General features: G+C 50.2%; 22 protein-coding genes. 16 read left to right on the top strand and 6 right to left on the bottom strand.

Translation table 11 applies throughout. The features are described 5' to 3' along the window. Positions 1 to 222 precede the first annotated feature (222 nt). Positions 223 to 324: a PetM family cytochrome b6-f complex subunit 7 gene (locus tag NDI52_RS00590; RefSeq protein WP_190772473.1), complete on the bottom strand. Its 102-nt coding sequence runs from the start codon at positions 322 to 324 to the stop codon at positions 223 to 225. Positions 325 to 443: 119 nt separating this feature from the next. On the opposite strand from NDI52_RS00590, the gene pdxA reads away from it, so the two are divergent. Then, complete coding sequence (pdxA, locus tag NDI52_RS00595) at positions 444 to 1,559, top strand: 4-hydroxythreonine-4-phosphate dehydrogenase PdxA (protein ID WP_190772431.1); 1,116 nt, start codon at positions 444 to 446, stop codon at positions 1,557 to 1,559. Between the two features lie 191 nt (positions 1,560 to 1,750). Then, the gene (locus NDI52_RS00600) at positions 1,751 to 1,972 is read left to right on the top strand and encodes a DUF4327 family protein (RefSeq protein WP_190772432.1); all 222 of its coding nucleotides are present in this window, start codon (positions 1,751 to 1,753) and stop codon (positions 1,970 to 1,972) included. A gap of 50 nt (positions 1,973 to 2,022) precedes the next feature. Here the strand turns inward: NDI52_RS00600 and NDI52_RS00605 are convergent, their stop codons facing one another. Then, the gene (locus NDI52_RS00605) at positions 2,023 to 2,400 is read right to left on the bottom strand and encodes a hypothetical protein (protein WP_190772433.1); all 378 of its coding nucleotides are present in this window, start codon (positions 2,398 to 2,400) and stop codon (positions 2,023 to 2,025) included. Positions 2,401 to 2,643: 243 nt separating this feature from the next. Next, positions 2,644 to 2,991: a hypothetical protein gene (locus NDI52_RS00610; RefSeq protein WP_190772434.1), complete on the bottom strand. Its 348-nt coding sequence runs from the start codon at positions 2,989 to 2,991 to the stop codon at positions 2,644 to 2,646. A 319-nt stretch (positions 2,992 to 3,310) separates the two neighbouring features. On the opposite strand from NDI52_RS00610, the gene NDI52_RS00615 reads away from it, so the two are divergent. Next, positions 3,311 to 4,408, top strand: coding sequence for a calcium/sodium antiporter (locus NDI52_RS00615; protein WP_190772435.1), 1,098 nt, complete (start codon positions 3,311 to 3,313; stop codon positions 4,406 to 4,408). 171 nt (positions 4,409 to 4,579) lie between these two features. Here the strand turns inward: NDI52_RS00615 and cofG are convergent, their stop codons facing one another. After that, positions 4,580 to 5,548, bottom strand: a complete 969-nt coding sequence (cofG, locus tag NDI52_RS00620) for a 7,8-didemethyl-8-hydroxy-5-deazariboflavin synthase subunit CofG (protein WP_190772436.1) — start codon at positions 5,546 to 5,548, stop codon at positions 4,580 to 4,582. Positions 5,549 to 5,708: 160 nt separating this feature from the next. Next, entirely contained in the window at positions 5,709 to 7,649 is a 1,941-nt protein-coding gene (locus tag NDI52_RS00625) for an FAD-dependent oxidoreductase (protein WP_190772437.1), read from the bottom strand. A 248-nt stretch (positions 7,650 to 7,897) separates the two neighbouring features. Between NDI52_RS00625 and NDI52_RS00630 the strand changes: the two genes are divergently transcribed. From NDI52_RS00630 to NDI52_RS00650, 5 genes are all read left to right on the top strand, one after another. Continuing rightward, positions 7,898 to 8,674, top strand: coding sequence for a peptidoglycan-binding domain-containing protein (locus tag NDI52_RS00630; protein ID WP_190772438.1), 777 nt, complete (start codon positions 7,898 to 7,900; stop codon positions 8,672 to 8,674). An 886-nt stretch (positions 8,675 to 9,560) separates the two neighbouring features. After that, on the top strand, positions 9,561 to 10,307 hold the full coding sequence (cbiM, locus tag NDI52_RS00635; RefSeq protein ID WP_190789381.1) for a cobalt transporter CbiM: 747 nt from the start codon (positions 9,561 to 9,563) through the stop codon (positions 10,305 to 10,307). Between the two features lie 68 nt (positions 10,308 to 10,375). After that, positions 10,376 to 10,720, top strand: a complete 345-nt coding sequence (locus tag NDI52_RS00640; protein ID WP_190772440.1) for a PDGLE domain-containing protein — start codon at positions 10,376 to 10,378, stop codon at positions 10,718 to 10,720. Between the two features lie 9 nt (positions 10,721 to 10,729). Continuing rightward, a complete protein-coding gene (gene cbiQ, locus NDI52_RS00645; RefSeq protein WP_190772441.1) occupies positions 10,730 to 11,518 on the top strand; it encodes a cobalt ECF transporter T component CbiQ in 789 nt (262 codons plus the stop codon). 128 nt (positions 11,519 to 11,646) lie between these two features. Further along, on the top strand, positions 11,647 to 12,432 hold the full coding sequence (locus tag NDI52_RS00650; protein WP_190772442.1) for an ATP-binding cassette domain-containing protein: 786 nt from the start codon (positions 11,647 to 11,649) through the stop codon (positions 12,430 to 12,432). Between the two features lie 109 nt (positions 12,433 to 12,541). On the opposite strand, the gene NDI52_RS00655 is transcribed toward NDI52_RS00650, so the two are convergent. Continuing rightward, positions 12,542 to 13,378, bottom strand: coding sequence for a slipin family protein (locus NDI52_RS00655; protein ID WP_190772443.1), 837 nt, complete (start codon positions 13,376 to 13,378; stop codon positions 12,542 to 12,544). A 790-nt stretch (positions 13,379 to 14,168) separates the two neighbouring features. On the opposite strand from NDI52_RS00655, the gene NDI52_RS00660 reads away from it, so the two are divergent. From NDI52_RS00660 to NDI52_RS00695, 8 genes are all read left to right on the top strand, one after another. After that, on the top strand, positions 14,169 to 15,179 hold the full coding sequence (locus tag NDI52_RS00660) for a glycosyltransferase family 2 protein (protein WP_190772444.1): 1,011 nt from the start codon (positions 14,169 to 14,171) through the stop codon (positions 15,177 to 15,179). Positions 15,180 to 15,368: 189 nt separating this feature from the next. Then, entirely contained in the window at positions 15,369 to 15,923 is a 555-nt protein-coding gene (locus NDI52_RS00665; protein ID WP_190772445.1) for a serine O-acetyltransferase, read from the top strand. Positions 15,924 to 16,208: 285 nt separating this feature from the next. Then, complete coding sequence (locus NDI52_RS00670; protein WP_199307806.1) at positions 16,209 to 16,736, top strand: hypothetical protein; 528 nt, start codon at positions 16,209 to 16,211, stop codon at positions 16,734 to 16,736. 342 nt (positions 16,737 to 17,078) lie between these two features. After that, positions 17,079 to 17,624 carry a dTDP-4-dehydrorhamnose 3,5-epimerase gene (gene rfbC, locus NDI52_RS00675; RefSeq protein ID WP_190772446.1) on the top strand — a complete coding sequence of 182 codons (546 nt, stop codon included), beginning with the start codon at positions 17,079 to 17,081 and terminating at the stop codon, positions 17,622 to 17,624. Beyond that, positions 17,621 to 18,505, top strand: a complete 885-nt coding sequence (rfbD, locus tag NDI52_RS00680) for a dTDP-4-dehydrorhamnose reductase (RefSeq protein ID WP_190772447.1) — start codon at positions 17,621 to 17,623, stop codon at positions 18,503 to 18,505. Before rfbC ends, rfbD begins: the two co-directional genes overlap by 4 nt. Positions 18,506 to 19,667: 1,162 nt before the next feature. Further along, positions 19,668 to 21,860, top strand: a complete 2,193-nt coding sequence (locus NDI52_RS00685) for a hypothetical protein (protein WP_190772448.1) — start codon at positions 19,668 to 19,670, stop codon at positions 21,858 to 21,860. Between the two features lie 411 nt (positions 21,861 to 22,271). Then, entirely contained in the window at positions 22,272 to 23,312 is a 1,041-nt protein-coding gene (locus NDI52_RS00690; protein WP_190772449.1) for a glycosyltransferase family 61 protein, read from the top strand. 118 nt (positions 23,313 to 23,430) lie between these two features. Continuing rightward, entirely contained in the window at positions 23,431 to 24,504 is a 1,074-nt protein-coding gene (locus NDI52_RS00695) for a glucose-1-phosphate thymidylyltransferase (RefSeq protein WP_190772450.1), read from the top strand. Positions 24,505 to 24,589: the final 85 nt, after the last annotated feature.

The raw sequence follows: 24,589 nt of genomic DNA on the forward strand, positions 1-24,589 counted from the left end.
GTAGTCATTGCTTAGGAGGGCATTTTGTTCCTCGAGGGCTTCCTCTGCTTCACTAGCTGAAAAGACGGTGCCGGGAGGACAGCTTATAAAACTTACTTTTCTCAAGAAGGGGCGACGTGACACACTTGTCCCTTTTTCTAATAAAGATTAAAGAGGGCAAACCTCGACGCCTCGTCGATCTGTCTGCCCTCCCTACGCAAATTCAACTGATCTGATTCAGATCTACTCTTCGCCACCCTGCAACTTGAGCAGCAGGAAGCCAACTCCCAGCCCAATCATGATCAGCAGTGGGGGCAGAATTGCGGCAGTACCCATTTCACCCATGGTTTTTCGTGTCTCCCGTTTGTTGAGCAGTTTTGCAAAATGAGGAATAGCAACGTTGTTTCCAAGTTGGAAGCGATCGCCAGATTCCAATATCCTTTAGATTTTACGGCAGTTCGGTTATGGATTCTTTGATACATCCGGGGTTTGTAGCAAATCCGTTCAACAATGGGCGGCCCAAACTGGCGATCGCCACTGGAGACCCCGCTGGGATTGGCCCTGAAGTTGTGCTCAAAGCCCTGGCTGATCCAATCTTTCGTCAAAACTTTGACTTAACGCTGGTGGGTAATGCGGGTCTTCTGCAACACACTTATGAACAGCTTCGAGATATCTTACCTGCGGATGCTGTCGCAGATCCCTGTGAATTGAATTATCTAGATGTCTCTCTAGAATCTGCATTAATTCAAGATGTTGAAGTTGGCCGAGGGAATGCTGCCAGTGGAGAAGCGAGCTTTCGGGCCCTGGAGGTTGCGATCGCCAACACTTTGCAGGGTCACTTTCAAGGCATCGTTACTGCCCCTATTGCCAAATCAGCCTGGAAAGCAGCGGGTCACCATTATCCTGGCCAAACTGAGCTACTGGCTGAAAAAGCAGGGGTAGAACGCTTCGGCATGATGTTTGTAGGGCGATCGCCCCATACCGGCTGGACATTGCGAGCCCTACTTGCTACAACTCATATTCCCCTGCGCCAGGTCCCTGAGGCACTTCACCCGGATGGGCTGACCCGAAAGCTGGATTTGCTGGTGCAAACACTGCAATTAGACTTTGGATTACCGACGCCTCGCATTGCTGTAGCCGGCCTCAATCCCCACAGCGGCGAGGAGGGGCAACTGGGCCATGAGGAACAGAAGTGGCTTATTCCCTGGATACGGGAAATGAGCGATCGCTATCCCCAGATTCAACTCGATGGTCCCATTCCTCCCGATACCCTTTGGGTAAAACCCGGTCAAGCCTGGTTTGGGCATGGAGATGTCCAGACTCATGATGCTTATCTGGCGTTATATCACGACCAGGGTTTGATCCCGGTGAAATTAATGGCATTTGACCGTGCTGTCAATACCACCATCGGGCTACCGTTCATCCGCACCTCCCCAGACCATGGAACGGCATTTGATATTGCAGGTCGAGGAATTGCTGACCCAAGCAGCCTAAAAGCATCTATCCATCTGGCAGCAGAGCTTGTCCAGGCTCGTTGTCAAAAATATCTGTCTCAGGGAGTACAAGCAAAACCACACTAATGTCAGTTTTTCCTGACATTTTAACAGAACGTAATGGCAAAACTCGGTACTTGGCGTGACAATGGACAGTGATCCGTATAGGGAAATACCAAATCTCCACAAACGGTAAACAATTTGTAAGATTTAATTGAGTCTTGTTACGAAGTATTTCAATTTTTTACACCCATTCATTGCGTTAGCAGAGGGTCATCATGCTGAAATCTATCCAGTATTCTATGGAACTCTTACAAGACGAGGCGCGCCACCTGGTACACCAGGGCATTGTAAGCCGCCAACAACCTATTTATGTCCTCTGCAAATACATTCCCGCTCGGGAGTGGGCTCATGTGGAATGTGAGCTTGAGCGTTGCGACTTCCTGTTGCGCGATCGCATTGGCGATTTGCTGGGGCGAGAAGATTGGGAAAATGACTAAGTTGTTCGAATGAAGCGAGGGATACCCTCGCTTCATTCGAACCCTGGTTTCTAAGGGTTATCAGATGACCTCAGGTCTGCGAGCTCGTTACGCAAGGCGGTGATTTGCGTAATGAGGTCTTGCAAGTCTGCCTCAACATCTGCAGGGGCAGAAGGGCCCGCGGTGGGAGCGGTGTATTCCCCTCCTGTTGCTGAGCCTGAGGTGCGGGCCTGATTGATCAGGCTATCTACAAAGGTGCGGGCTTCACGCTCGGTTACTTCGCCTCGGCTTGCCAGCTCATCTGCTAATTCCGTTGGGTTGGTGCGGAGCTTGTTTAAGGCATCTTCGCCTACGCTGGGGTTCTGTAAACTCTCAATCAATGTTCCAGCAGCTCCAATGGAGACCCGGAATCCCTTCTGAACCGTCTGAAAAATAGCGTCGGGGTTCATGTCCATAGGCCTTGGTTGAACGATGTCAGCCAGAGCTTATCAGATCTGAACCTCGATCTTCCACTGCTGGAGGATGATCGAGGCTGGCAGAGTCGCTTTTGTTCTTGGAGCAATCGCCACCTTGGTTAGGACATGAGAAGAGAGTGAGGGCGAAGCCCTCACTCTCTTCTCATGTCCTAACCAAGGTGGCGAAAAGTATACAAGATGCTCGGTTGAATGCCCAGCCATCCTGTAAGAGCGTGATTAGAAGTTTTCTAGGTAGAGGTTAAGGTCTTCTACTAAGCGGGTTAGCTCTGCTTCGGTTGTTAAACGAATGCGATCGTCACGCACTGTGACCAGGACCTTAGCGGCAAAGGGTGTGGGCCAAATATTGGGATTACAGAAAATTTCTAAAAAGACATCTCCTGTGTGGCGATATTCCAGGGGAGCCTGTGGAGCGGGCCTGCTGGATGGGGTGCCTGGTGATGCGACAGTTTTTAGGCGTGTCATCAGTTCCTGAAGGGAACCCTGCAGGTCTCTCGCGGCTTCAGGTGAAAAGCTGAATGCCACTGAGCCTTCCACCAGATTTAGTCGAAATTGGGATGCGCTCACCGAATGTACTCCCTGTATAACTATCTTGTTATATATCAAATCCGGCTGAATAACTGTGATGAGTTGTAGCGCGGCGTAACGTGCTACAGCATGATCCGTCATGACGTAAATGGGGTGTGGTGAAAGGGACACGAAGTACCCTTTTCACCACACCCCATCCATATGTTTGAAACATGACGAACAGGATTTGGTATAAAGTACGTTTGCTTAACTGATGTTGGAAATGTTGATTTTTCCGTGCCATTAGAAGAAAAACAACCTTCCCAGGATTTTTCCCAATATCCGCTTAGGAGTAGTAGCAAAGTAGAGCTAAAAACCGATGACTGTAACGAATGTTTTATTGCTTCTGGGTGGATTAGTACTCTTGGTTGTCGGTGCAGAACTACTGGTTCGCGGGGCATCGAAAATTGCTTTAGTTGCAGGTCTTTCTCCTCTGGTGATTGGGCTGACCATCGTTGCTTATGGCACCAGTTCACCGGAGATGACAGTCAGCGTGCAGGCAAGTCTGGCAGGGCAGGCTGATATTTCTCTCGGGAACGTGGTGGGCAGCAATATCTTTAATGTGCTGGCAATCTTGGGAATCGCCTCATTAATTTCGCCATTGCCTGTGGCTCAGCAATTAATTCGCCTGGACGTGCCAATCATGATTGGCGTTTCGGTGTTATTGCTGTTATTTGGTCTGGATGGTAATGTCAATCGCTTCGAAGGTGTCATCCTGTTTTTGGGAGCTATCGCCTATACAGTCTTTCTGATTTATCAGAGCCGTAAAGAGCAGAATGCGGATGTGCAGGCAGAATATGAGCAGGAATTTGGAGGTACCCAACCGAGTAACGGCAAAACTTGGATCATCAATGTTCTGCTGATTGTCGTGGGTTTGGGATTGCTTGTGGTGGGGTCGCAGTGGCTAACCAGCTCATCGGTGGCGATCGCCCGCTCTTTTGGTCTCAGTGAGCTGGTCATTGGCCTGACCTTAGTTGCCGCAGGAACATCTCTGCCAGAACTGGCCTCTTCTGTTGTGGCTAGTATCAAGGGAGAGCAGGATATTGCAGTCGGTAATGTGGTGGGTAGCAATATTTTCAATATCCTGGCAGTGTTGGGCTTGAGTGCAGCTGCTTCGAGTACGGGTATCAATGTGTCGTCAGCAGCCCTTAACTTTGATATTCCCTTCATGATTGCGGTGGCGCTCGCCTGTCTTCCCATTTTCTTCACGGGCAACCGCATTGCCCGGCTTGAAGGAATTCTTTTTCTGGCATATTACGTTGCCTATACCGTTTATCTAATTCTCAAATCTACAGAACACGAACAGTTACCCGGCTACAGTCAGGTCATGCAGAGCTTTGTCATTCCCATTACACTCATCACGCTGGCGGTGGTGACGCTCAACTCCCTTTGGCGTAAACGAACTGCGAATCGGTAGTCTCGTGAGTGCTACGCGCTCAGAACCAGGGTGTCTATTTTTGAAAAGCTACACGGAGCGCGGCTTTTCGAAAATAGACTGTCCTAACCAGATTGCGTCAGTTTATAAGCCTCCTATGAGTTGCGGGTCGTGCTTAGCACGACGCGCAACTCATAGGAGGCTAACTGGGGGCTAAGCCCAGTTCTCTAGCTGTTGGCGCCAACTCTGCACAACCCGCTGTAAGGACAAGGGTAGCCAGCCATCAAATTGGGGGTAAATGGGCAGGCGAGGCTGTAGGGACCAACCAGCCTGAGCCAGCATTTGTTCCAGTGCTATGTGTTGGGGATGGGGATAGTCAGGGTTGACTTCATCTTTGGGACTGACGCCTCCCAGATCGGATGCTCCGGCTTCCAGACAGGCGAAGAGATGCTCGGGGCTAGCCACCAGATTCGGGGGAATCTGCAGTGTAATGTCGTTGGGTAAGACGTGGCGAGCTAGACGCACAGCCTCTACCAGGGCTTCATGTGCTAAGGGCTCTCCCGGCCATGGCTGATTTTGGCCTGGGCTGTGGGGTTGTAGAATAACCTCCTGAATGTGCCCCCAGCGGTGATGAATTTGAGCGATCGCCTCCAACGTATTCTGCCAATCCGCCTGACTCTCCCCAATTCCCAACAATAGCCCGGTAGTAAAGGGAATTCGCAGTTCGCCGGCCCATTCCAATTGTTGCAAGCGTACTTCTGGCACTTTGCTAGGAGCATGGCGATGGACCGTCTCCGTCAGAGCGGGAGTTACCTGCTCCAGCATCAATCCCATAGACACGTTCACGTCTCGGAGCTGGGCCATTTCGTCATAGCTCAAGGGTCCCGCATTGGTGTGGGGCAAGAGACCCATATCCAGGGCTAGCTGGCATAAATCGACGATATGTTGAAACCAGGCCGTTCGTCGAGGGCTGCGAGGATGAACTTCACCACTCAGGATGAGAGCCTCAATGATGTGGCGATCGCGCCAACTCTGCAACTGCTTCTCAGCCTGCTCCAGGGAAAGCCAGGTATCCGTTCCAGGGTTAACCCGAAAATTACAGTAGCTGCACTGGTTAAAACATTCGTAGGTAGGAACCAGCGTTCCCGCCGGACTAAAGCTGATACATTTGCCCGTATTCATGAGTCACTACTTCAGTACGGTGGTATGTGGCACAAAATGCTACACACCACCGTACTGAATTCAAGGACTTCATACAATCAGCTCGCGGCTTTGTGGGGTTGCTGAATGGAGTCATGAAATGGGGAACTGAGCTTCCCTCTTCTGCTTCTCCTGCGAAACTTCACCACTCTGGGCGCAACCCTTGGCTCTCCAGGTGCTGCTGTAGTGCTGGCATAAGTCCCTTGGGCACAATGCTAGAGGGAGTTTCTGTTGGGTGTTGGCGTACAAGCCAAGCGGCTGTCACCCCTGAGGCGGCACCCACATGCCATTCCCCATGGTGAACTCGAATGGCCGCCGTGGCGATATGGCTAGCGGCTAGAGCTTTGCCACCGATGAGCATGTTATCCACTCCCTGGGGGATTAGGGCTTCTAGGGGGATGTAGATAGGACGTACCAGTTCTTCCTTTACCGAGGCCCGAACGGCTTCTCCCGTGGCTTCCCAATTGCGGTAGCGGCAGCCATGGATGTCGATGTCGTAGTGGGTGACCGCCACCACCGTTCCTCGAAAATCACGTCCCTCCATGTCATTGCGAATGTCCTGCTCACGGATCATGAATTCCGGCTGCCCATAGGCTGCGCGTCCCAGAATCCGCCGTCCCTCCCGAATGTAAGGCACCATTGCCAACCCCGAAGCCGTTTTCATGGGGCTATTCGCTCCATGCAGGAATGTGAGGGGGTAGCCGGGTTCACTATGGTTATCCAGCAACCATTTAGCAAACATCAGGGCATGGTTTTCCCCATGACGCAGAGCCAGGGCTGAGATGCCGCCCATCCAGTTCTGGTAGTGGCCCGTGTTAACCAGCTTCTCCTTGGTCAGGATGAGAGGGGGGTTCATCCAGTTCCAGTCGTTGCCCTGAGTCCAGTTCACCAAAGCAATGTCCCCAGGGGCGGGGCTGTTGGTAAACGGATCATTTAAGGTCGTGCTGACCATGCGGCGGTAATTGAAAAAGCTACGCCCTGTGAACATGGCCGTCCCCGCAAGGCTGTAGACATCGTGATGCTCTTCTTCGCTGTAGAAGGTGTCGACATCTTTAAGGACCTCTTTGCTCTTCCCCCCGTCGTCGTAAAGGCCTAGGGCAAAGGGGGCGGTGAAGGCTTGAGTGCATTCGGGATTGTCCCAATCTGAAGCGTGGGTTTCCCCAAAAGTCGCCCATGATTCGGAGCCGAGACGATAAGGGATACGAGCCCACCCTACAAATTCGCCCGTATCGGTGGCATCGATCACCACCATATTTTTACCGGGAGGCGGCTGCAGGCGGATGGGGATCTTGTCGAAGGTGGTGTCGTCTTCCCAGCTATACCAGGCATTGAGCTCGATGGAGAAGCGCCCCTGGGGAATATAGTTGCGATCGCGCGGCACCCGCCGGACCCCATAGATGGCCTTAATAATTCGCCCCGACTCATCAAACTCAGCCCCCTTAAAGGCTGTTGAGGTAGCCCATCGGCTGTTAGGCGAATAGGATTTGGCCTCCTCCAATAATTTCATGGAGGCATTGGCCCCAGCTTCGGGGGGAAAGCATAGCCGTCCTACCCAACAGCTATTAATGCTAGAGGCGGGTACGCCCGACACTCCCGTCCATTGAGGCAGGTTAACGGGTTCGTTAAGAATGCGATTTTTGAAGCTTTGCCAGCCATCGGTGAAGTTCTGCGCCCTCAGCATGGCTTCTGACTCATCAACGGCAGAAATACCTTGGGAACTAATTTGCCCACCCATCCAGGGAGTGAGTTCAATCAAACAAGTTTCAGCACCTCCCGCCATCGCATAGGCCGCCGCCGCTACCCCACCCAGGGAACCGCCTACCACAGCCACTTCACATTCCCACACCTCTTCCGGTTCAGGTAACGAGGAAAGTAGCGGCCGACCATTGGGCAGCGAGCTGGGCATGGAAATACCCTCCATCACGGTCTCCGCCTGGCTAACTTCGGTGCCGTCGGGCACGTTCGTTTTAGGGAGATCAGGACGTCGGGTCAGGCTGGTCAGCAGGATGGCTGAACTCGCGCCTGCAAGCAATGCACCTAAAGGTACGAGCCACGGCAGAAAACGCACATTCCTTAGTTGCATTGACCTCCAAATTGCGGATGATATGCTGAGGAAAGAAAATAAACAGATGACTGCGATCGCTCTCTATGCATGCCCTGCATTGAAGCAGGTCGTCAGCCAAACGAGCAATGAGCAACGTTGCTTTTTTTGATTGCCCGCTCGGCTACCAAGCGCCAGTTTCAGAATTCCCTAGAATTCCAAAAATCTGCACCCTTCGGTAGAGCCGAGTTCTGACCAAGAATTGTAGTCATAAATCGGGGGAATGGATCATGGCCTCACCTGTAATTTCCTTCAAGGCATTCCATCGACTGAGTTGGGGGTTAATGGGAGCGATCGCCTCTACCCTAATCGTTTCGGCAGGAAATGCTCTGGCTCAGGTCGTTTTCCAGTATGGGGATAACGGCTCTGCTGTCACGGCCATTCAACAACGGCTCGGTGTTTATCCAGATGGAGACTTTGGCTCTGAAACAGAGCAAGCCGTGATTGATTTTCAGTCCCGTTATGGCCTGGAAGCAGATGGCGTCGTTGGTCCTGCAACCCTGGACGCATTAGATTTGGGATATTTAACCAATGTTGGCGGCCCAACGGATGATGAATATGGGCAAGGCTCTAGCAGTGCTGTTGTTCGCACATCGGGTGATGTTTTGAATGTGCGGAGTTGGCCAAATGGTGAGGTGATTAGCTCCTTGGCGAATGGCACCCCTGTTGTCTTAACAGGAGATGAAGAGTTTGCTGGAGGCTTAACCTGGGCAGAGTTATCAGTTGGGGGGTGGGTGGCCAGAAATTTCCTTTCGTTCACAGGAACCGGTGGTCCTGGCGACTATACGCCGGGGGCTGGCCCTTATGTTGTTGCTATACCTGGAAACGATCCTGATGATCTACGGGTTGTGCGGAGGCGAGTTCCAACGGCGTTTTATGATGATTCCAGCCAGGGATCTTTTATCAATGCGGGTAATTACCCAAGTCGTTCAGTTGCCGAGGACATCGTAGATGACTTACGGGATCGTGGAATTGATGCCCGGCTCTCCTACCGACGATTCCGTTAGAAAATGACTAGTAGGCTGCGGCCTAAGTTTGTATACTATGTTTTTGTGTGGGGTGCTTCGCATCCCACACAAAAACATAGGTGATGGATTTCCGCCTCAGCGTACTAGAGGGCTATACGAGGATTGATTCTGTAGAAAATACCTCTCTAAAGGCAGTTTTTTAGCTCAAAGGGTCATTGTGATAGCGATCGCCTGGTTCATAAAACCAGGCGTTTTTGTACGCACGTAAAGCCCAGGCAGTACCCATGACGCAGAATTTTTTTATAAAGCAAGTAGTCGTATTTTTGAGCAGCAATTCTCAGTATGGAATTAGGCCCGAAAACTGCTTGCCGAAGGCAAGCGGTTTTCGGGCTTCAAAGCCAAGATTGCGCGCCCGACGGGCGCGCAATCTTGGCTTTGAAGGTCATAATGAGAACTGCTGATTTTTGAGGGTGAGATGCCCGCTACATCTCACGGGTTAAAATGAGCGATCAGCCCCAAAAGTACGATAAATCATCGGTGCCTGAAGCAGGTTGATTCCATTATTCAGGCTTGCTTGTGTTTGTTGTAAGTGCTTTACGCTTACAACAAACACAAGCAAGCCTGAATAAAGCAGAGATTTTGAGAGATTGGATGCACAAAAATTTGTGGTTCTTAGGATTTCAAAGCAAATGAGCCATTCTTGGCTTATTTTCCAAATTCTTTCTTAAGATATAGCGTTTATGGCTTCAAATGCCCCTCCCCGGTATTGCATTTCTGGCCGAGGGATTATCTACTGATGGGTGGTTCCAGCACCCGATAGTTTTGTCTCTAATAAGAGCATATCGGAGTTAGCCCAGGCCCTCTGACCCCCAACATATTTCGGTCTGGCTACGTTGCCCATTTTTATGGAGTATGGAGTATATTCATGCACTTCTCCTTGCCTATTGCGTTGCTCGGTGATGTTCGCTTTGGGAATGTCAGCCCCCAGTTGGCGATGCATATTCCTGACGGGTTTCTGAATCTACCCGTGAGTTTAGTGACGTGGGTGTTGGCGATCGCCCTCCTCGCCCTCTCCCTGAACCGCGTCAAGAAAAACTACCAGGAACGCGCTGTACCCCTGATGGGGGTTTGTGCCGCCTTTATTTTTGCTGCTCAAATGATTAACTTTCCGATTCCCGGAGGAACCTCAGGGCATTTGCTGGGGGGAACACTGGCAGGTGTTCTACTAGGTCCCTGGGCTGGTTCCCTTGTGATGACTGTGGTGTTTATCGTGCAGGCCGTACTGTTTCAAGATGGTGGCCTGACGGTTTTAGGAGCCAATATTTTTAATATGGGACTGGTGGGTACGTTTGGTGGCTACTACCTCTACAAAGTGCTGCGATCTGTCTTGGGATACAACCGCTGGCGCGGGATGGCGATCGCCACAGCCATTACGGCCTGGGCCAGTGTAATGGCCGGATCGCTCCTCTGTGGCATTCAGCTTGCGCTTTCGGGTACGGTGCCGCTGACCCTGGCGCTGACAGCAATGCTGTCCTGGCATGCACTCATTGGGGTTGGAGAAGCACTGATCACCCTGGTCGCTATCAGTTATATCTGGCGGACCCGCCCTGACTTGTTGTTTGATCCACCCCAGCCAAAATCGGATGTGCGCCGCATTTTGACGCACCATTAATCCACCTGGCTAAATATTGTTTGTTTTTACCTCATTCAGATTTAACGTTCTTTCGTGGAGGTTGTGCCATGAGCGATCGCCCATTGTCTAAGCGAAACAAAGTGTTCATAACGAGCGGCCTTGGCATTGCATTATTGATTGCAGTAGTACTATCACCGTTTGCCAGTTCCCATCCCGATGGCTTAGATCGCGTGTCTCAGGATCACGGCTTTGCCGACCGGGCTGTGGAAGATGCTCCAGCCAAAAAGCTTCCCTTTCATGCTGTCTTCGATGAATATGCCCTACGGGGGGTTCCCGAAGGTGTCGCAACGCCGCTAGCGGGTTTGCTCGGTACTCTAGCCACCTTTGGCCTCGCCTGGGGGGCAGGAAAGCTACTGGTCAAAGGCTCTCATTCGTCTGAGTCAGAATCTTAAAGGACTGGCATGGCCTTATTTCACACAGGCGTATTTCATTTAGATCAGGATAGTCAGCTCGCTTCGCCCTGGCATCGATTGGTTGCACCCAGCCGAGTGCTCTGTGCGCTGTTGTTTGTCTTTGCCACTTCCCTAACTCCAAACGGATACTGGGCAGTTTGGGGGGTTTATGGATTAGGGTTACTGTTGCTGTTGCTCCTCAGCCGAGTGAACTTGGGGCGGTTGTTGCGTCGGGTTGGCGTCGAATCGGTGTTTCTGGGAGCCGTCCTTTTAGGGACACTGTTTCGGGATGGGGGGACAGTACTTTGGCAGTGGGGTTGGCTACGCATTACCTCGGAAGGTTTGATGGTACTCGGTAGCGTCGGGCTCAAATCTCTGCTGAGTCTTATGATGCTCAACCTGTTAGTGCTAACGACCCCTGTTCCTGACCTGCTGCAGGCGCTGGTCACCCTCAAAATGCCCCCTTTGCTGGTGTCGACCCTGGCTGCTATGTACCGCTATACGGCACTGCTTGTTGGAGAATTTGCCACCATGCGGCGGGCGGCGGCGTCCCGCAATCTAATGAATCGCCAGCGCTATCAACGCTTGGTGATTGGGAATATGATAGGTGCGCTTTTTATCCGGACATATGAGCGGGGCGATCGCATCCATCAAGCCATGCTGGCGCGTGGTTATACAGGGCTTCCCCCGCTTCAGACAGTACCTCAAAGCCGTTGGTGGGATGGGGTGGCGATCGCTCTCACCTTGACTGTTCTAATTGTGGGGCAGGCTCTCCATTGGTACGGTACCCATCGCTAGGGTCTGTTTTAAGGGTTGTTTTTGTTGCTTTCCGCATAAAAACAACCCTTTAACCGGCTTTAAAGTACGCCCTAAACCTGCACGACAAAAGCTGACGGAATTGCTCACTTTCCATTTCCAGGGCTGATATGCATCATAATCCCATTGCCATCGAACAGTTAAGCCACACCTACCCTGATGGTACTCAGGCTCTTAGCTATATTGATCTATCCATTGCGGCGACTGAACGGGTCGCGCTGGTTGGGGCAAATGGTTCGGGCAAATCAACCTTGCTACTTCATCTCAACGGCATTCTAATACCTCAGACAGGGACGGTCACCGTTGGCGAGTACCCAATGGAGCCCCAGAATCTGAAGCAGATCCGCAATTTTGTGGGGCTGGTCTTTCAAAATCCTGATGACCAACTGTTTATGCCAACGGTCTGGGAAGACATTACCTTTGGCCCTATGAACCAGGGAGTACAAGGGGAGGAGCTGGCCCACCGTTGCCACCACTGTCTCTATGCAGTGGGGTTAGACCCTCAGCATTATGGCAATCGCAACACGAGCAACCTCTCTGGTGGGGAGAAACAGCGGGTGGCGATCGCCGGAGTCCTGGCTATGCGCCCCCAAATTCTGGTGTTTGATGAACCTACAGCCCGCCTCGACCCTCGCTCACGGCGACAGCTCATTCATCTACTGAAGGGGTTGCCCATGACCCAACTGATCGCGACTCACGACCTCGATCTGGCGCTTGAGCTATGCAACCGAACGGTGGTACTCAGCCACGGTCGAGTCGTACGTGATGGGCCGACAGAGCAGATTTTGAGCGATCGCCCTTTCCTGGAAGAACACCATCTAGAATTGCCCCTCAGCTACAGCCGCCCTTACTGTTTACTGGAACACGCCCCCGTGTCCCAACGGGTTGCTCACTAGCATTACTCCAGTAGATTGAATGGATTTTGCAATCTTTTTAGCTTGCAACCAGAAAGTCCATTTGCCAAGAAACGCCCTCTATAGGGCGTTTCTTGGCAAATGAGCAAAATTAGGATTCGGCTGCTTCAGGATGATGATCGGTCAAGACAACTTCAGGGTTAAACGGCTGCTGTGACTGGACAGAAGTTGCATCCATTGGGCTACCTGACCAGCGACGTGCCAGATTGATAAAGTCTGAAGGCATCATCACGATAGTTGTTGTATTGTTTTCGGCACCGACTTCTGTCAACATTTGCAACCGTCGCAGTTCCAGGGCTGCTGGGTTCTGGCTAATGTTGTTAGAGGCTTCTGCCAATTTGATTGAAGCCTCCTGTTCCGCGGCCGCTTTGATAATGCGGGCACGCTTTTCGCGAATAGCTTCCGCTTCTTTCGCCATAGCCCGTTGCATACCTGTAGGAATTTCTACATCCTTCATTTCGACACGCTCAATCACAACACCCCAGGGCTCAGTAATCTCATCCACAATTTCTTGAACTCGAGTGTTGATCTTGTCTCGGTTCTGCAACACATCATCCAGAATATGTTGACCTACAACGTTCCGAAGTGTTGTTAAAGCTGCCTGATATACTGCCATTTCATAATTCTCAACCCGGTTAATTGCGTTCACTGGGTCGATAATTCGGTAATACAAAACGGCGTTCACACGAATGGTTACACTGTCTGCTGTAACTGTCTCTTGCGGTTCGATATTGGTGGTTCGAGTCCGTACATCTAGCTGCACTTTTTGATCAATAAATGGAACGATCCAATAGAGCCCCGGCCCCATCACGCCCTTAGAACGCCCTAAGCGAAAGATCACGCCCCGCTGATACTCTCGGTCTAACTTAAAACCCGAAAGGCTCATAAGAATGAGAAACCCTAACACTGTGCCCAAAAGGCTGCCCATGGTTCTAAAACCTAAATCAGTGTTCACATGTTTGGTCGCTCAATTCAGGGGCAGAAGGGCGTTTGCATAGGTACCCTGACCCCTAAAGACAGCGATCCATTGTTCCTCTCTATTCTAAACAGGGCAACTAATGACGTCTGCTATTCAGCCAAAGTTTAAGGGCTTTTCAATCGCTTAAAATCTGGTTATTTTTGTGAGAGCCATGCTCTGCGCGATTCTCACAAAAACAACCAGGGCTGATTTAAGTACAAAGCGCTGTAATACTTGCCTCTTTAATACAGGACAAAACTTCTAGAACCCGGATTTTGGATTGGAGGAGCGAAGGCCCCTCCAATCCAAAATCCGGGTTCTAGAGATAGTTTTAATTTTTGTCCCGTACTGTGAGTTGCCTCTAAACAACTTACAAAATGTGAGTCGTGATACACGATTATTTTCTAGAATGTTCAAATGATAGAGCTGATAGAGCAAAACTGGTTATTTTCCGGAGGCTTCCTCTATGCTGTGGAGAAAATGCATAGAGAAAGCTGTGGGTGCTAGCTTTTATTGCTTTGAGTAGCTAAATCAATCAGGGGAAAGTACTCAGGACAAATTGGTTTGTATTTGCGGTTTATACGGTTCCTGTCCAATAACAAAAGCGGGATATACGTAGAAAATACTATGTGCAAATCATACTGAGTCAGGCATCTTAAAGATCAGGCGATAGATGTGCGGCAGTAAATCGCGCAAATCGATGGATAACGTCACTGAACACAGATTCCTGAAACAGGTATAAGTCGAACGGACATTCTTTATGCTGGATTTCCAACAGTCAACGGAAGGCTTAACCCTGTTAATCGTGGTTCTCAATTACCGGACCCCTGCTTTAACCATTGATTGTTTGCGATCGCTCGTTGATGAAATTCCAACTCTGCCACCGACACGGGTGGTTGTCACTGACAATCTCTCGGGGGATGGTTCCGTTGAGCAAATTCAGGCTGCTATTGAGGCAGGTGGTTGGGGAACATGGGCTGACCTGATGCCCCTGCCCAAGAATGGCGGGTTCGCCTATGGCAACAACGCCGCCATTCGGCCTTATTACGAGAGCGGCACCTTGCCGCCCTACGTGATGCTGCTCAACCCAGATACCGTCGTCCGGCCGGGGGGCATTCGTACTCTGTGGCAGTTTATGGAAGCGAATACCAAGGTTGGTATAGCGGGAAGCCGCCTGGAAGATCCCGATGGGACACCCCAACGCTCGGCGTTTCGCTTCCATACCTTGTTTAGTGAAATGGATTCTGGGGTGCGTCTGGGAGTGTTGTCTCGCCTATTGCAACCTTGGGTAGTGGCTCCGCCTGTATCGGAGGAGGCCTGCCTCACAGATTGGGTTGCGGGAGCCAGCATGATGGTTCGTCGCGAAGTCATTCAAGATATTGGATTGATGGACGAAGGCTACTTCATGTACTACGAGGAGATGGATTATTGCCTGCAAGCTCATCGAGCGGGTTGGCCCTGCTGGTATGTACCTGAAAGTCACGTTGTTCATCTCGTTGGGCAAGCATCTGGGGTTACCGATCAAAAGCGTCCCCCCAAGCGTCTCCCCCAGTACTGGTTTGACTCCCGCCATCGCTACTTCATCAAAAACTATGGCTGGGTTTATGGAGCTGTTGCAGATGCGTTGTGGGCGGCAGGATTTGCTTCCTGGCGTGCACGGCGGGTATTGCAGCAAAAACCTGACCTTGATCCTCCCCAAATGCTCGGGGATTTTTGGCGCAACAGTGTCTTCATGAGAGGTCGCGCTATCGATCCAGCTAAAACGGTTTGAAGTCGCCTTGGAGCACTGGCAGTTCCGAAGGAGGAGGGAATCACCCTGTGGATGCCTCAAAAGGAGGATGTGAAAGGCTGTGCTCCCTGGCTACTTTCGATCTAAGCCCTCAATTCTACGTTTCGATAGAAAATCTCAATTCGCTCAACTTTCAGAAGTCCGCAAACGAATAAAACCCAGGAACAGTTTATGGTTACATTAGGGCACACGCTTGTTGCACATCCTTCAGAACCAGAATCTCTAACTCTATGGCAACTGATTCAAGAGGATTGGGTTGCTAATGGACGGGATTGGACAAAACCAGGGTTTCGAGCGCTTGCCGTCTACCGTTTTGGAGTTTGGCGTATGGAACTCCAACCTAAGTTCTTGCGGGCACCCTTTAGTATTTTGTACCGCATGCTCTATCGCAAAGTTCGCAATACCTATGGTATTGAGTTGCCCTACACCGCGAAAATTGGGCGTCGCTTAGTCATTGAACATCAACATGGTATTGTTGTGCACGGCTATTGCGAAATTGGCGATGATTGTGTCATTCGTCAGGGAGTAACGCTGGGCAACCGCTATTTGGAAAAGCCATTGGATGCCCCAAAGTTGGGCGATCGCGTCAATATTGGTGCGGGTGCTAAGGTGCTGGGAGGAATTACCCTTGGCAATGATGTTAACGTCGGTGCCAATGCTGTTGTTCTCAAAGACATCCCTACAGGTAGAACTGCTGTTGGTATCCCAGCGAAAATTATAGCTTAAGGGTGTTGCGAACTACTAGATTTTTCGTGTATGTCACGCACGAAAAATCTATCCCTTGTACTATAAATTGCTTTTTATCCTTATTAAAAAAAACTTGATTCTCCAAAGTTTAAGGGGTGTTTGCAAGGTGTTTTTTTCGGGCACTATGAATTCGGAAAACAATCTTGTTGAGGCTTTTCAAACACCCGTTGACAGATAAAACCGTTGGGTGAAACTTCTGCTCTTAGACTTCTTATCCACAGTCCGGAAACGGCCTGAACGAGCCACGTTCCAGAGGAGCCTTCAATGACAGCAACTGTTGCAGCAACTGTTATGGATATATCGATTTCTGCGTCCGAGCCGGATTGGAGCCGAGAAGAGTGTCAGCGGTGGTGGGATCCGAGCCGTCAGCTGCTAAAGTGCATCCGTAGATACCAGTTTTGGAAGAAAAAAGGCTCCCCATTGGGATGGGTGATATGCCGCTGGTATGTTCTCTGGCATCGGTTTTGGAGCGCTGTGAGTGGGGCAGATATTCCTCTCAACTGTCAGATCGCGGGCGGTTTGTTGATGCCTCACCCCAATGGCGTCGTGATTCATCCCAATGCCTATATTGGCCCCAACTGTCTTGTTTTGCAGCAAGTCACCATTGTTGGAGGGGTTCATCTGAAGGGCCATGTGGATATCGGTGCGGGTGCAAAAATTATCCGCCCTGTTTCGATTGGTGAACATGCGCGCATTGGGGCGAACGCTGTAGTGCTGAACGATGTTCCCGCGTATAGAACAGCAGTGGGTATGCCAGCTCATATTACTGAAGGGTCTAATAAGCCTAGCTAAGAGCGAGTCCGGAGGTCATTGCTATAGGCTTTCCGTACACAGGAATAAAGCTATAGGAATTGAGGACGGTGTGATACGCCGTTCTCAATTCCTATAGCTCTTTCTGAAGTCCTTGATTTTGTGTGCGTGAAGCGCACACAAAATCAAGGACTTCAGAAAAAATTTCTCAAGGGTTGATGAAGACTTTACGTTTCTAAAGTTTATCACTAGAAGCTATGAGTAGAGTTACGGTTGTACGGAGGATGGGCATTCTAGGCGTGTTTCCACTGATAGCTTCTCTGGCTGATAGAGGCGATCGCCCGATATTCTGAACGGCTATTGTTATTCCATCCAAACCCTTCTATGAACCTCATTCCGACTGAAATTCCTGATGTTTTGATTCTGGAGCCTCGCGTTTTTGGCGATGAACGAGGTTTTTTCTTTGAGAGCTTTAACGAGCAGGCATTTCAAGATAAAACAGGCATCTCAGCCCGCTTTGTGCAGGATAACCACTCGCGTTCCGCCCGAAATGTTCTACGGGGTTTGCATTATCAGATTCAGCAAACTCAGGGTAAATTAGTGCGGGTTGTTGCCGGGGAAATCTTTGATGTGGCGGTCGACATTCGGCGCTCTTCGCCTACCTTTGGTATGTGGGTCAGTTGTGTGCTGAGTGCTGAAAATAAGCGACAACTCTGGGTCCCCGAAGGATTTGCCCATGGCTTTGTTGTCACTTCCGATGTAGCGGAAGTGTTGTACAAAACGACGGATTACTATGCTCCTCAGCATGAGCGCAGCATTTTGTGGAGTGACCCAGATTTGGATATTGCTTGGCCCCTGAATGGGGAACCAAGCCTCTCTGCAAAAGACAAAGATGGAACATTCTTTCGGGATGCAGAGGTATTTGCATGAGAATTTTGCTAACAGGCAAAGATGGGCAGTTGGGGGAAGAGCTACAGGCGCTATTACCGGCAGTCGGTATGGTCAAAGCTGTCGGTCGAGCAGAACTAGATTTGACTCAGCCGGATGCCATCCGTCAACTGATCCGAGATGTGGAACCCAGCTTGATCATTAATGCCGCTGCATACACAGCAGTTGACAAAGCTGAGAGCGAACTAGAACTGGCTCAAGCTATTAATGGTACGGCTCCCACTGTAATGGCAGAAGAGGCCCAGTCGCTTGGAGCCACTCTGATGCATATCTCTACGGACTATGTATTTGACGGGCAAAAGAATACCCCTTACCTGGAAAGCGATCCAACCAGTCCTTTAGGAGCTTACGGAACATCTAAGCTGGCAGGGGAAGAGGGGATTCGAGAGCAGTGCGATCGCCATCTCATCCTCCGTACCGCCTGGGTTTACGGCAATGGGGGTAAAGGCAACTTTGTCAAAACGATGCTTCGTCTGGGCCAGGAGCGGGAAGAACTGAAAGTTGTGGTCGATCAGGTGGGCTCACCTACCTGGACAGGGGATTTGGGCCAGGCTATTTTACAGTTTGTTGGGGCGATGGAGGGCGATCGCGTTGCCCAGATTGCAGGTACCTACCACGTTACAAATAGTGGGGCCATTAGTTGGTACGACTTTGCCACCGCTATTTTCGAGGAGGCAGCTCATTTAGGGTTTCCGCTCCGTATTCAACGCGTTCTGCCGATTACGACCGCTGAGTATCCGACACCTGCTAAACGCCCTGCCTACTCTGTCCTATCACAGCAAAAAACAGCTGCACTGCTTGGCAAACCCCAGCCTCACTGGCGGCAGGGGCTCCGGCAAATGTTAGCGAATATTCCTCATTAAGCGAACGCCGGTACTTTTGAGGGCAAGGAAAACGGTTAGATCTGGCATGCCTACGGTATAGGTTTGCCAGATCTAACCGTTTTCTTGACTCAGGTCTTGCACTGAACCTCAGAAGCCCTATTTTTAACCTGAGTTCGGGTTAAGGGCGTTTTCGAGTGCCGCGCATTGCGCGGCACTCGAAAACGCTTATTTTGGCGTGCGCTTTGCGCACGCCAAAATAAGCACTGCAGCCTGAGGTTATTTTTAGTGCGCGACGCACACGAAAAATAGGACTTCTGAGGTTCAGTCTTAGAAAGGTGCATGCTGGGATTTTATCCTTCACAGCAGGGCGCAACTCTCATATCAATATGAAGCTGTTATCCTGCTGGCAATAGGCATGTTGCCTGCCTCTGCACGCGCATGCCCATCCCCCAAGAGAATGGCATTACGCCTCGTGTACCTTTGAAAAAGCTCATCTGTCAGTTAGAGAGCTAAGCATCAAACTCAAGCTGCTTGATGGTGCCGTTGGTAAGTTTTATCCATCTCGAAACCTCAACACGTATGTCTGTGCTCCAGGTACCGATGATGCAGAGTGCGTTGAGCCATACATCGTCCGTATTCGCTTTAAAGATTAGGGTTGCAGCGCAAATTTCTTGTTATGCTCCACAGTGGATCAACAAACCGAGAATGCTGCTAGGAGAAAATAAATGCTTCTAATAGGTTCCCAAGCTTCACGCGTCTTGATAATAAATTTATAAAACTCCTACTTTCAGTAACGATATGAAAATGAATACACTGTATGAATTCTTACCTTGCTAGATTTAACTGGGAATCGAGGTTGGCTTTATGCCCTGCTGTTTCTGCTCCTTTCCCTCGCAGTAAGTTTTCTCGATTAGCCCCCGCACTCATAAAGTCAGTCTGGCTTAAAATGTCCATTTGACTAGGGGTGTTAGACAGTCCGAGATTGCCCAGGTACTTATCAAACATCTCTCTAAGGTGTGATTCTGATTGGTGTACTGTCCATTACCCTACTGCTCCCGGGTTTCCAGGAATACCGCTGATAAACTGATAAGACGTTACCTGAAAGACATGGCCTAACAGACTGTCTCTACTGGTCGAGCTACGTTTGCAAAAAGTTTTAATGTGCTGTATTCAGCATTTGATTCACCTAGGAGGCCTGTTCATGATTTTTAAGTCAACCCGGTTAGCTGCAGGACTTGCGATCGCCAGTGGTCTAGCATTACTGTTCCCAACCGCGGGTAATGCTCAAATTCGCGTAACTGGTGGGCAACTCAGTGGTAATGCAGCATTCTTTGTCCCCGGTCAAAATATCGCTCCTGGTCAAACGACTCCTGGTACCAGCCTGTTTGATCTCTCGGTTCAAGAGCTCCGCATCGAAAGTGAGAATGGAACCTCAACCACCTCCATATTTGTGCCAACCAGCGCAACATTCGATGATCGTGGAAACCAAGCTGTAGACGCAGGGGATACAGGTATCCTGCAAGGCTATCTTTCCGGGGTGGCCCTGACACAAAATGGAAACTTGTTACCCTTCACTCAACGGGAAACGATCCTGTCCTTTGAGGTAGACTCGTTTGCGTCCTCCTTAAACTTCAATGGAACCCTGATTAGCCCCAGTGTGCTAGGAAGCGCGCCCCTGATTTTCCTGCCTGGTCTGGAAAATGCGACGGTAGAGGGAAGTGAGTTCACGGCGACAGAAGGCGAACTACAGGTTGGCGATCTAGACACAACCTTGAATGATGGTCTGATCAATTTGCCTTCGACCCTTTCATTCTCACCCTCAGGCGGTGGCAGCAACCCCCCCACTTCAGTCCCTATTCTTCAGCGTCTCAACTTCCGATTTGAGGGAGAAGATTTAGCGGCAGGCTCTTATCTGTTCAATACCACCAGCGACGGGATTCGGTTTGTTGGAGAAGCCAATCAGCGCTTTGAAATCAACGCGCAGAGTGCTCCTGCACCTGGCCGTAGCACAAGTACCTTTAGAATTCGTGGCGAGGGGGGCATCGTTGATGCAACTCTGACAGGAGCTGCTGCTCAGATTGATGGTTCGCTGCCATTAGACCGATTCCAGATTCGCGGCAATGGCCGAGTTGAAGGGGTATTGGCAACCTTTGGCGCTTATGGTACGGATGGGGTCGCGTTCAGCAGCACGGGTACCCGTGGCCAAATCCGCTATAACTTTGAGCAGGGCGGTACGCGTTCTGAGGGTGAAGCTTCAGAGATTCAATTTACTGCCTTCCCAGGTTTGGGTGACATCAGCAGTATTGATACTGACACAAGCGACGGCTACAATTTTGACGAAAGCTTCAACAGTGGCTCTGATGATGATGGTGGGCAGGGAGCAACCTCTACCTGCAACGTGTGTGGCACGACCATCAATATCACGAATCCTATTCAGGTTGGCCCTTATGTCACCGTCTTCTATCCTGGGCAACCGATTCAAGTAACGGGTGGCGATAACAATACCACAACCAACAATTACACGATCGCCATTAATCGGCTTGACTCTGCAAATTACACGTCGAACACAACCCTCAATACTAGCCTGCTGACATTGTCGAGCTTTGATGTTTCGGCCTTCTCGCAGCAGTTGATTCTTCTTAGTAGCTCTGAAAATGTTGAGTTTGGCAGAACGAACAGACGGCAACGGTATGAGATTCGCTATCAGGAAATTGGGGGCGGTCGCTACTACGTGATCGTGCCCCGAGGAAGCAATGAGGTTGATGATGAGCTTGAGGTTGACGACGACGAGTTTGAGACTGATGATACGACCGTTGTTACAGCCTATCGCTTAATTGGTCCCTCAAGCCGTATCTTCCCGAGCCTGGTGGGCTTGCGTCAACTCTCGCCTGATACCACTGTCGATTCCCAAACCGACGACACCGATGTTGATACGGATGAAGACACGGTTGACGATGGTACAACGGTTGATACGGATGAAGACACGGTCGACGATGGTACGACGGTTGATACGGAAGATGATGTAACCGACGATGATACAACCGTTGATACAGAAGATGATGTGCTCGATGATGGTGCAACTGTTGATACGGAAGATGATGTGGTCGACGACGGCACAACGGTTGATACAGAAGATAGTGTAGTCGACGACGGCACAACCATCGACACAGACAGCACGGTTGACGATGATACACAAGATGATTCCATCGATGATGGTGCAAGTCTAGATGCCGGAGATGATGCAACTCTGGATGCTGCAGAGGATACAACAGTGGAGGTCGATGATACAGCTTCCGATACAGTAACGATAACGGTAGAGACCGATGCGACGGTTAGTCCAGATGGTTCAGATCTGGATACAGACGATACCACTGTAGAGCCTGCCGGCAACTAATACGGCTAGCTCTCAAAGCCTAAGGGGAACTTTACGGCAACAATGTTAGGAGGGTTTCCCCCCTCCCCAAAAGAAGTGGTGTAGCCTTTGCGTTGCACCACTTTTTTTATAAACATTTAACACAGCATGCTGTTACATTAGGCTCTTTAAATACTTCAATTTGGGATAACCCAAAAAGGGCTTTTCCGAGGGGTGCGCAAAGCGCGCCTCTTGAAAAAGCCCTTAATCCGTCAGGTTAAATAAGGTTATGCTTGCGGCAGGAATGGGCATTCTAAGTATGCTTCGATTGCCCATTGTGGCGATGCTTGAAGATCATTCCGCTCTATGCGGCACCTCTTAAACTTTAGAGTCTGTTTTAAAAGTATTCTTTCAAGCCTAAACAAACTGCTCAACTAGATGGAATCTACCGTAATGATCAATCAAGCTTTGTTGAAAAATGCCATGATTCGCTCCTTTACGGGGCGTAAGAAACTCCCCGAAATAAGTGACAAAAGTTGGGTTCTCTGGCCTTCTGAGAGTAAGGTTAAACGCCCATCCATTTATCTCGAACAAATGCTGGACAGAGTCACAGAAGTTTGTGAGTTTACCAATCGAGAAAGGGAATTGAAACTGATCCAGGGTGGGGAACGAGAATATGCTCCAACCATGGCCTACCTGATTCGAAATATTGAAATTATTGATGGGCATTTCTACAAAGGAGCCATGAAATACTCCATCAAAGAAGGACGAGATAAACTTTGGCTAAATGGCTCCTTTGAAGAACTCTCTGAAGCGCAATTGGTTGCCGGTTGGTATGGTAATCGCTTTTTTGGTCACTGGATACGTGATGAAGTAACGGCATCAATTATTGATTTCAGCCCCTTTCAAAAGCTTTCAGTTCACCGATCTCCCTACTTGCATGAAGCAGGCTATCGAGAGTTATTTCAAATCCATTCAAAATCTGTCGGCTTGGCTCGCTGCCGTGAGTTGATCGTGTTTGATGATTACAGTCAGAATAGCTTCAAGCAAAAGCGATATGAATATTTCCGTTCTTCTTTAAAGCAGGGTGAGGCTGGGCAAGCAAAACATCCCGGGGTTTTTATCCGAAGAGGTAAGTCGGGTGCGAGCCGGACTCTGGTGAATGAAAGCGCGATTGAAGAGTTCTTTCAATCTGTTGGCTTTACTATCGTTGACCAGGAAAACTTGAGTGCGGCCGAAGTGATGCAAAAAATTCTGGGGGCAAAGGTGGTTGCTAGTGTTGAAGGCAGCCACATGGCCCATGGCATCTATGGTATTGCTGAGGGTGGAACATTTCTGGCATTACAACCACCCTATCGCTTCAACAACACCTACAAAGATTATGCTGATTGCCTGGATGTGAACTATAGCTTTGTTGTGGGCGAAGAAGTCCCCAATGGTTTTATCGTCTCTGTAGAAGACTTGAAAAAGACTCTGGATATAATTCCGGATTGATTTGTCAAAGCTTCATAAAATCCTTGGGCTTATGTCCTCATTTTGAAGATCAGAGAACGACTGGTACGTAAGTGGCTGGATAGGGATTAATGATAGGGAGATACTCTGAGTCAGCGTTATGAAAGCACTCATCCTGTCGGGTGGTAAAGGTACTCGGTTGCGCCCTTTGACCTATACGGGCGCGAAACAGTTGGTTCCGGTTGCTAACAAACCCATTCTCTGGTATGGCCTGGAGGCGATCGCAGCATCTGGCATTACAGATATTGGCATCGTCATCAGCCCCGAAACCGGGGAAGAGGTGAAAGCCAAAACAGGCAACGGTGAGCGCTTCGGTGTCAATATTACTTACATCCTGCAAGAGCAACCTGCTGGCCTCGCTCACGCCGTTAAAATTTCCCAGTCGTTCCTGGGGGATGCACCCTTCGTCATGTACCTGGGAGATAACCTGGTGCAGGGCGGTCTGGGGGCTCTGGTGGACAAGTTCAAGTCCCAACCTCTAGATGCCCTGATTTTGCTGTGCTCCGTAGCGAATCCCACAGCCTTCGGGGTGGCAAAGGTGGACGAGCAAGGTCGGGTGCTTCAACTGGTTGAGAAGCCCAAGGTACCTCCATCAAACCTGGCTCTGGTTGGGGTTTATTTGTTTTCTCCCCTGATTCATGAGGCGATCGCCAGCATTCAGCCCTCCGCTCGGGGTGAGTTGGAGATTACGGACGCCATTCAGGAATTGATTAACCGCGGCCAAGGCGTTGCTGCCCACCAGCTCCAGGGATGGTGGCTGGATACCGGGAAGAAGGATGACTTGCTGGAAGCGAACCGCGTCATTTTGGATAGCTATGTGGAGACCGTAAACCAGGGGTTTGTGGATGAGAACAGCCAGGTGATCGGTCGCGTCACCATTGGCAAAGGTACTCAAATCATCAACTCCACGGTCCGAGGGCCAGTCATCATTGGTGACAATTGCCACATCGAGAACTGCTTTATCGGCCCTTACAGCAGCATCGCCAGTGATGTGAAGCTGTTGCATGCTGACCTGGAACACAGCGTACTGCTCCAGGGTGCTCAGGTTTGTAACGTGCACCAGCGCATCGTTGATAGCTTAATTGGCCAGCGAGCCAAGGTTGTGGAAGCACCGCGCAGGCCTAAAGCGCTGCGGTTTATGGTTGGCGATGATTCTCAGGTCGAGCTCATCTAGGTTAGATTTCTTCTGGCTCTATCGATCGCCCCTCACACCCTTTTCCCTGCCCTCCTTTCCGTTCCACTGCCCAACCGTCTTGACG

Source organism: Leptolyngbya sp. PL-A3 (assembly GCF_039962325.1).
Lineage (GTDB): Bacteria > Cyanobacteriota > Cyanobacteriia > Elainellales > Elainellaceae > Vacuolonema.

Bases quoted from the DNA above. Each gene is read 5' to 3' on its own strand.
- NDI52_RS00590 (WP_190772473.1), bottom strand. From the start codon at position 324: ATGGGTGAAATGGGTACTGCCGCAATTCTGCCCCCACTGCTGATCATG.
- pdxA (WP_190772431.1), top strand. From the start codon at position 444: ATGGATTCTTTGATACATCCGGGGTTTGTAGCAAATCCGTTCAACAAT.
- NDI52_RS00600 (WP_190772432.1), top strand. From the start codon at position 1,751: ATGCTGAAATCTATCCAGTATTCTATGGAACTCTTACAAGACGAGGCG.
- NDI52_RS00605 (WP_190772433.1), bottom strand. From the start codon at position 2,400: ATGAACCCCGACGCTATTTTTCAGACGGTTCAGAAGGGATTCCGGGTC.
- NDI52_RS00615 (WP_190772435.1), top strand. From the start codon at position 3,311: ATGACTGTAACGAATGTTTTATTGCTTCTGGGTGGATTAGTACTCTTG.
- cofG (WP_190772436.1), bottom strand. From the start codon at position 5,548: ATGAATACGGGCAAATGTATCAGCTTTAGTCCGGCGGGAACGCTGGTT.
- NDI52_RS00625 (WP_190772437.1), bottom strand. From the start codon at position 7,649: ATGCAACTAAGGAATGTGCGTTTTCTGCCGTGGCTCGTACCTTTAGGT.
- NDI52_RS00630 (WP_190772438.1), top strand. From the start codon at position 7,898: ATGGCCTCACCTGTAATTTCCTTCAAGGCATTCCATCGACTGAGTTGG.
- cbiM (WP_190789381.1), top strand. From the start codon at position 9,561: ATGCACTTCTCCTTGCCTATTGCGTTGCTCGGTGATGTTCGCTTTGGG.
- NDI52_RS00640 (WP_190772440.1), top strand. From the start codon at position 10,376: ATGAGCGATCGCCCATTGTCTAAGCGAAACAAAGTGTTCATAACGAGC.
- cbiQ (WP_190772441.1), top strand. From the start codon at position 10,730: ATGGCCTTATTTCACACAGGCGTATTTCATTTAGATCAGGATAGTCAG.
- NDI52_RS00650 (WP_190772442.1), top strand. From the start codon at position 11,647: ATGCATCATAATCCCATTGCCATCGAACAGTTAAGCCACACCTACCCT.
- NDI52_RS00655 (WP_190772443.1), bottom strand. From the start codon at position 13,378: ATGGGCAGCCTTTTGGGCACAGTGTTAGGGTTTCTCATTCTTATGAGC.
- NDI52_RS00660 (WP_190772444.1), top strand. From the start codon at position 14,169: ATGCTGGATTTCCAACAGTCAACGGAAGGCTTAACCCTGTTAATCGTG.
- NDI52_RS00665 (WP_190772445.1), top strand. From the start codon at position 15,369: ATGGTTACATTAGGGCACACGCTTGTTGCACATCCTTCAGAACCAGAA.
- NDI52_RS00670 (WP_199307806.1), top strand. From the start codon at position 16,209: ATGACAGCAACTGTTGCAGCAACTGTTATGGATATATCGATTTCTGCG.
- rfbC (WP_190772446.1), top strand. From the start codon at position 17,079: ATGAACCTCATTCCGACTGAAATTCCTGATGTTTTGATTCTGGAGCCT.
- rfbD (WP_190772447.1), top strand. From the start codon at position 17,621: ATGAGAATTTTGCTAACAGGCAAAGATGGGCAGTTGGGGGAAGAGCTA.
- NDI52_RS00685 (WP_190772448.1), top strand. From the start codon at position 19,668: ATGATTTTTAAGTCAACCCGGTTAGCTGCAGGACTTGCGATCGCCAGT.
- NDI52_RS00690 (WP_190772449.1), top strand. From the start codon at position 22,272: ATGATCAATCAAGCTTTGTTGAAAAATGCCATGATTCGCTCCTTTACG.
- NDI52_RS00695 (WP_190772450.1), top strand. From the start codon at position 23,431: ATGAAAGCACTCATCCTGTCGGGTGGTAAAGGTACTCGGTTGCGCCCT.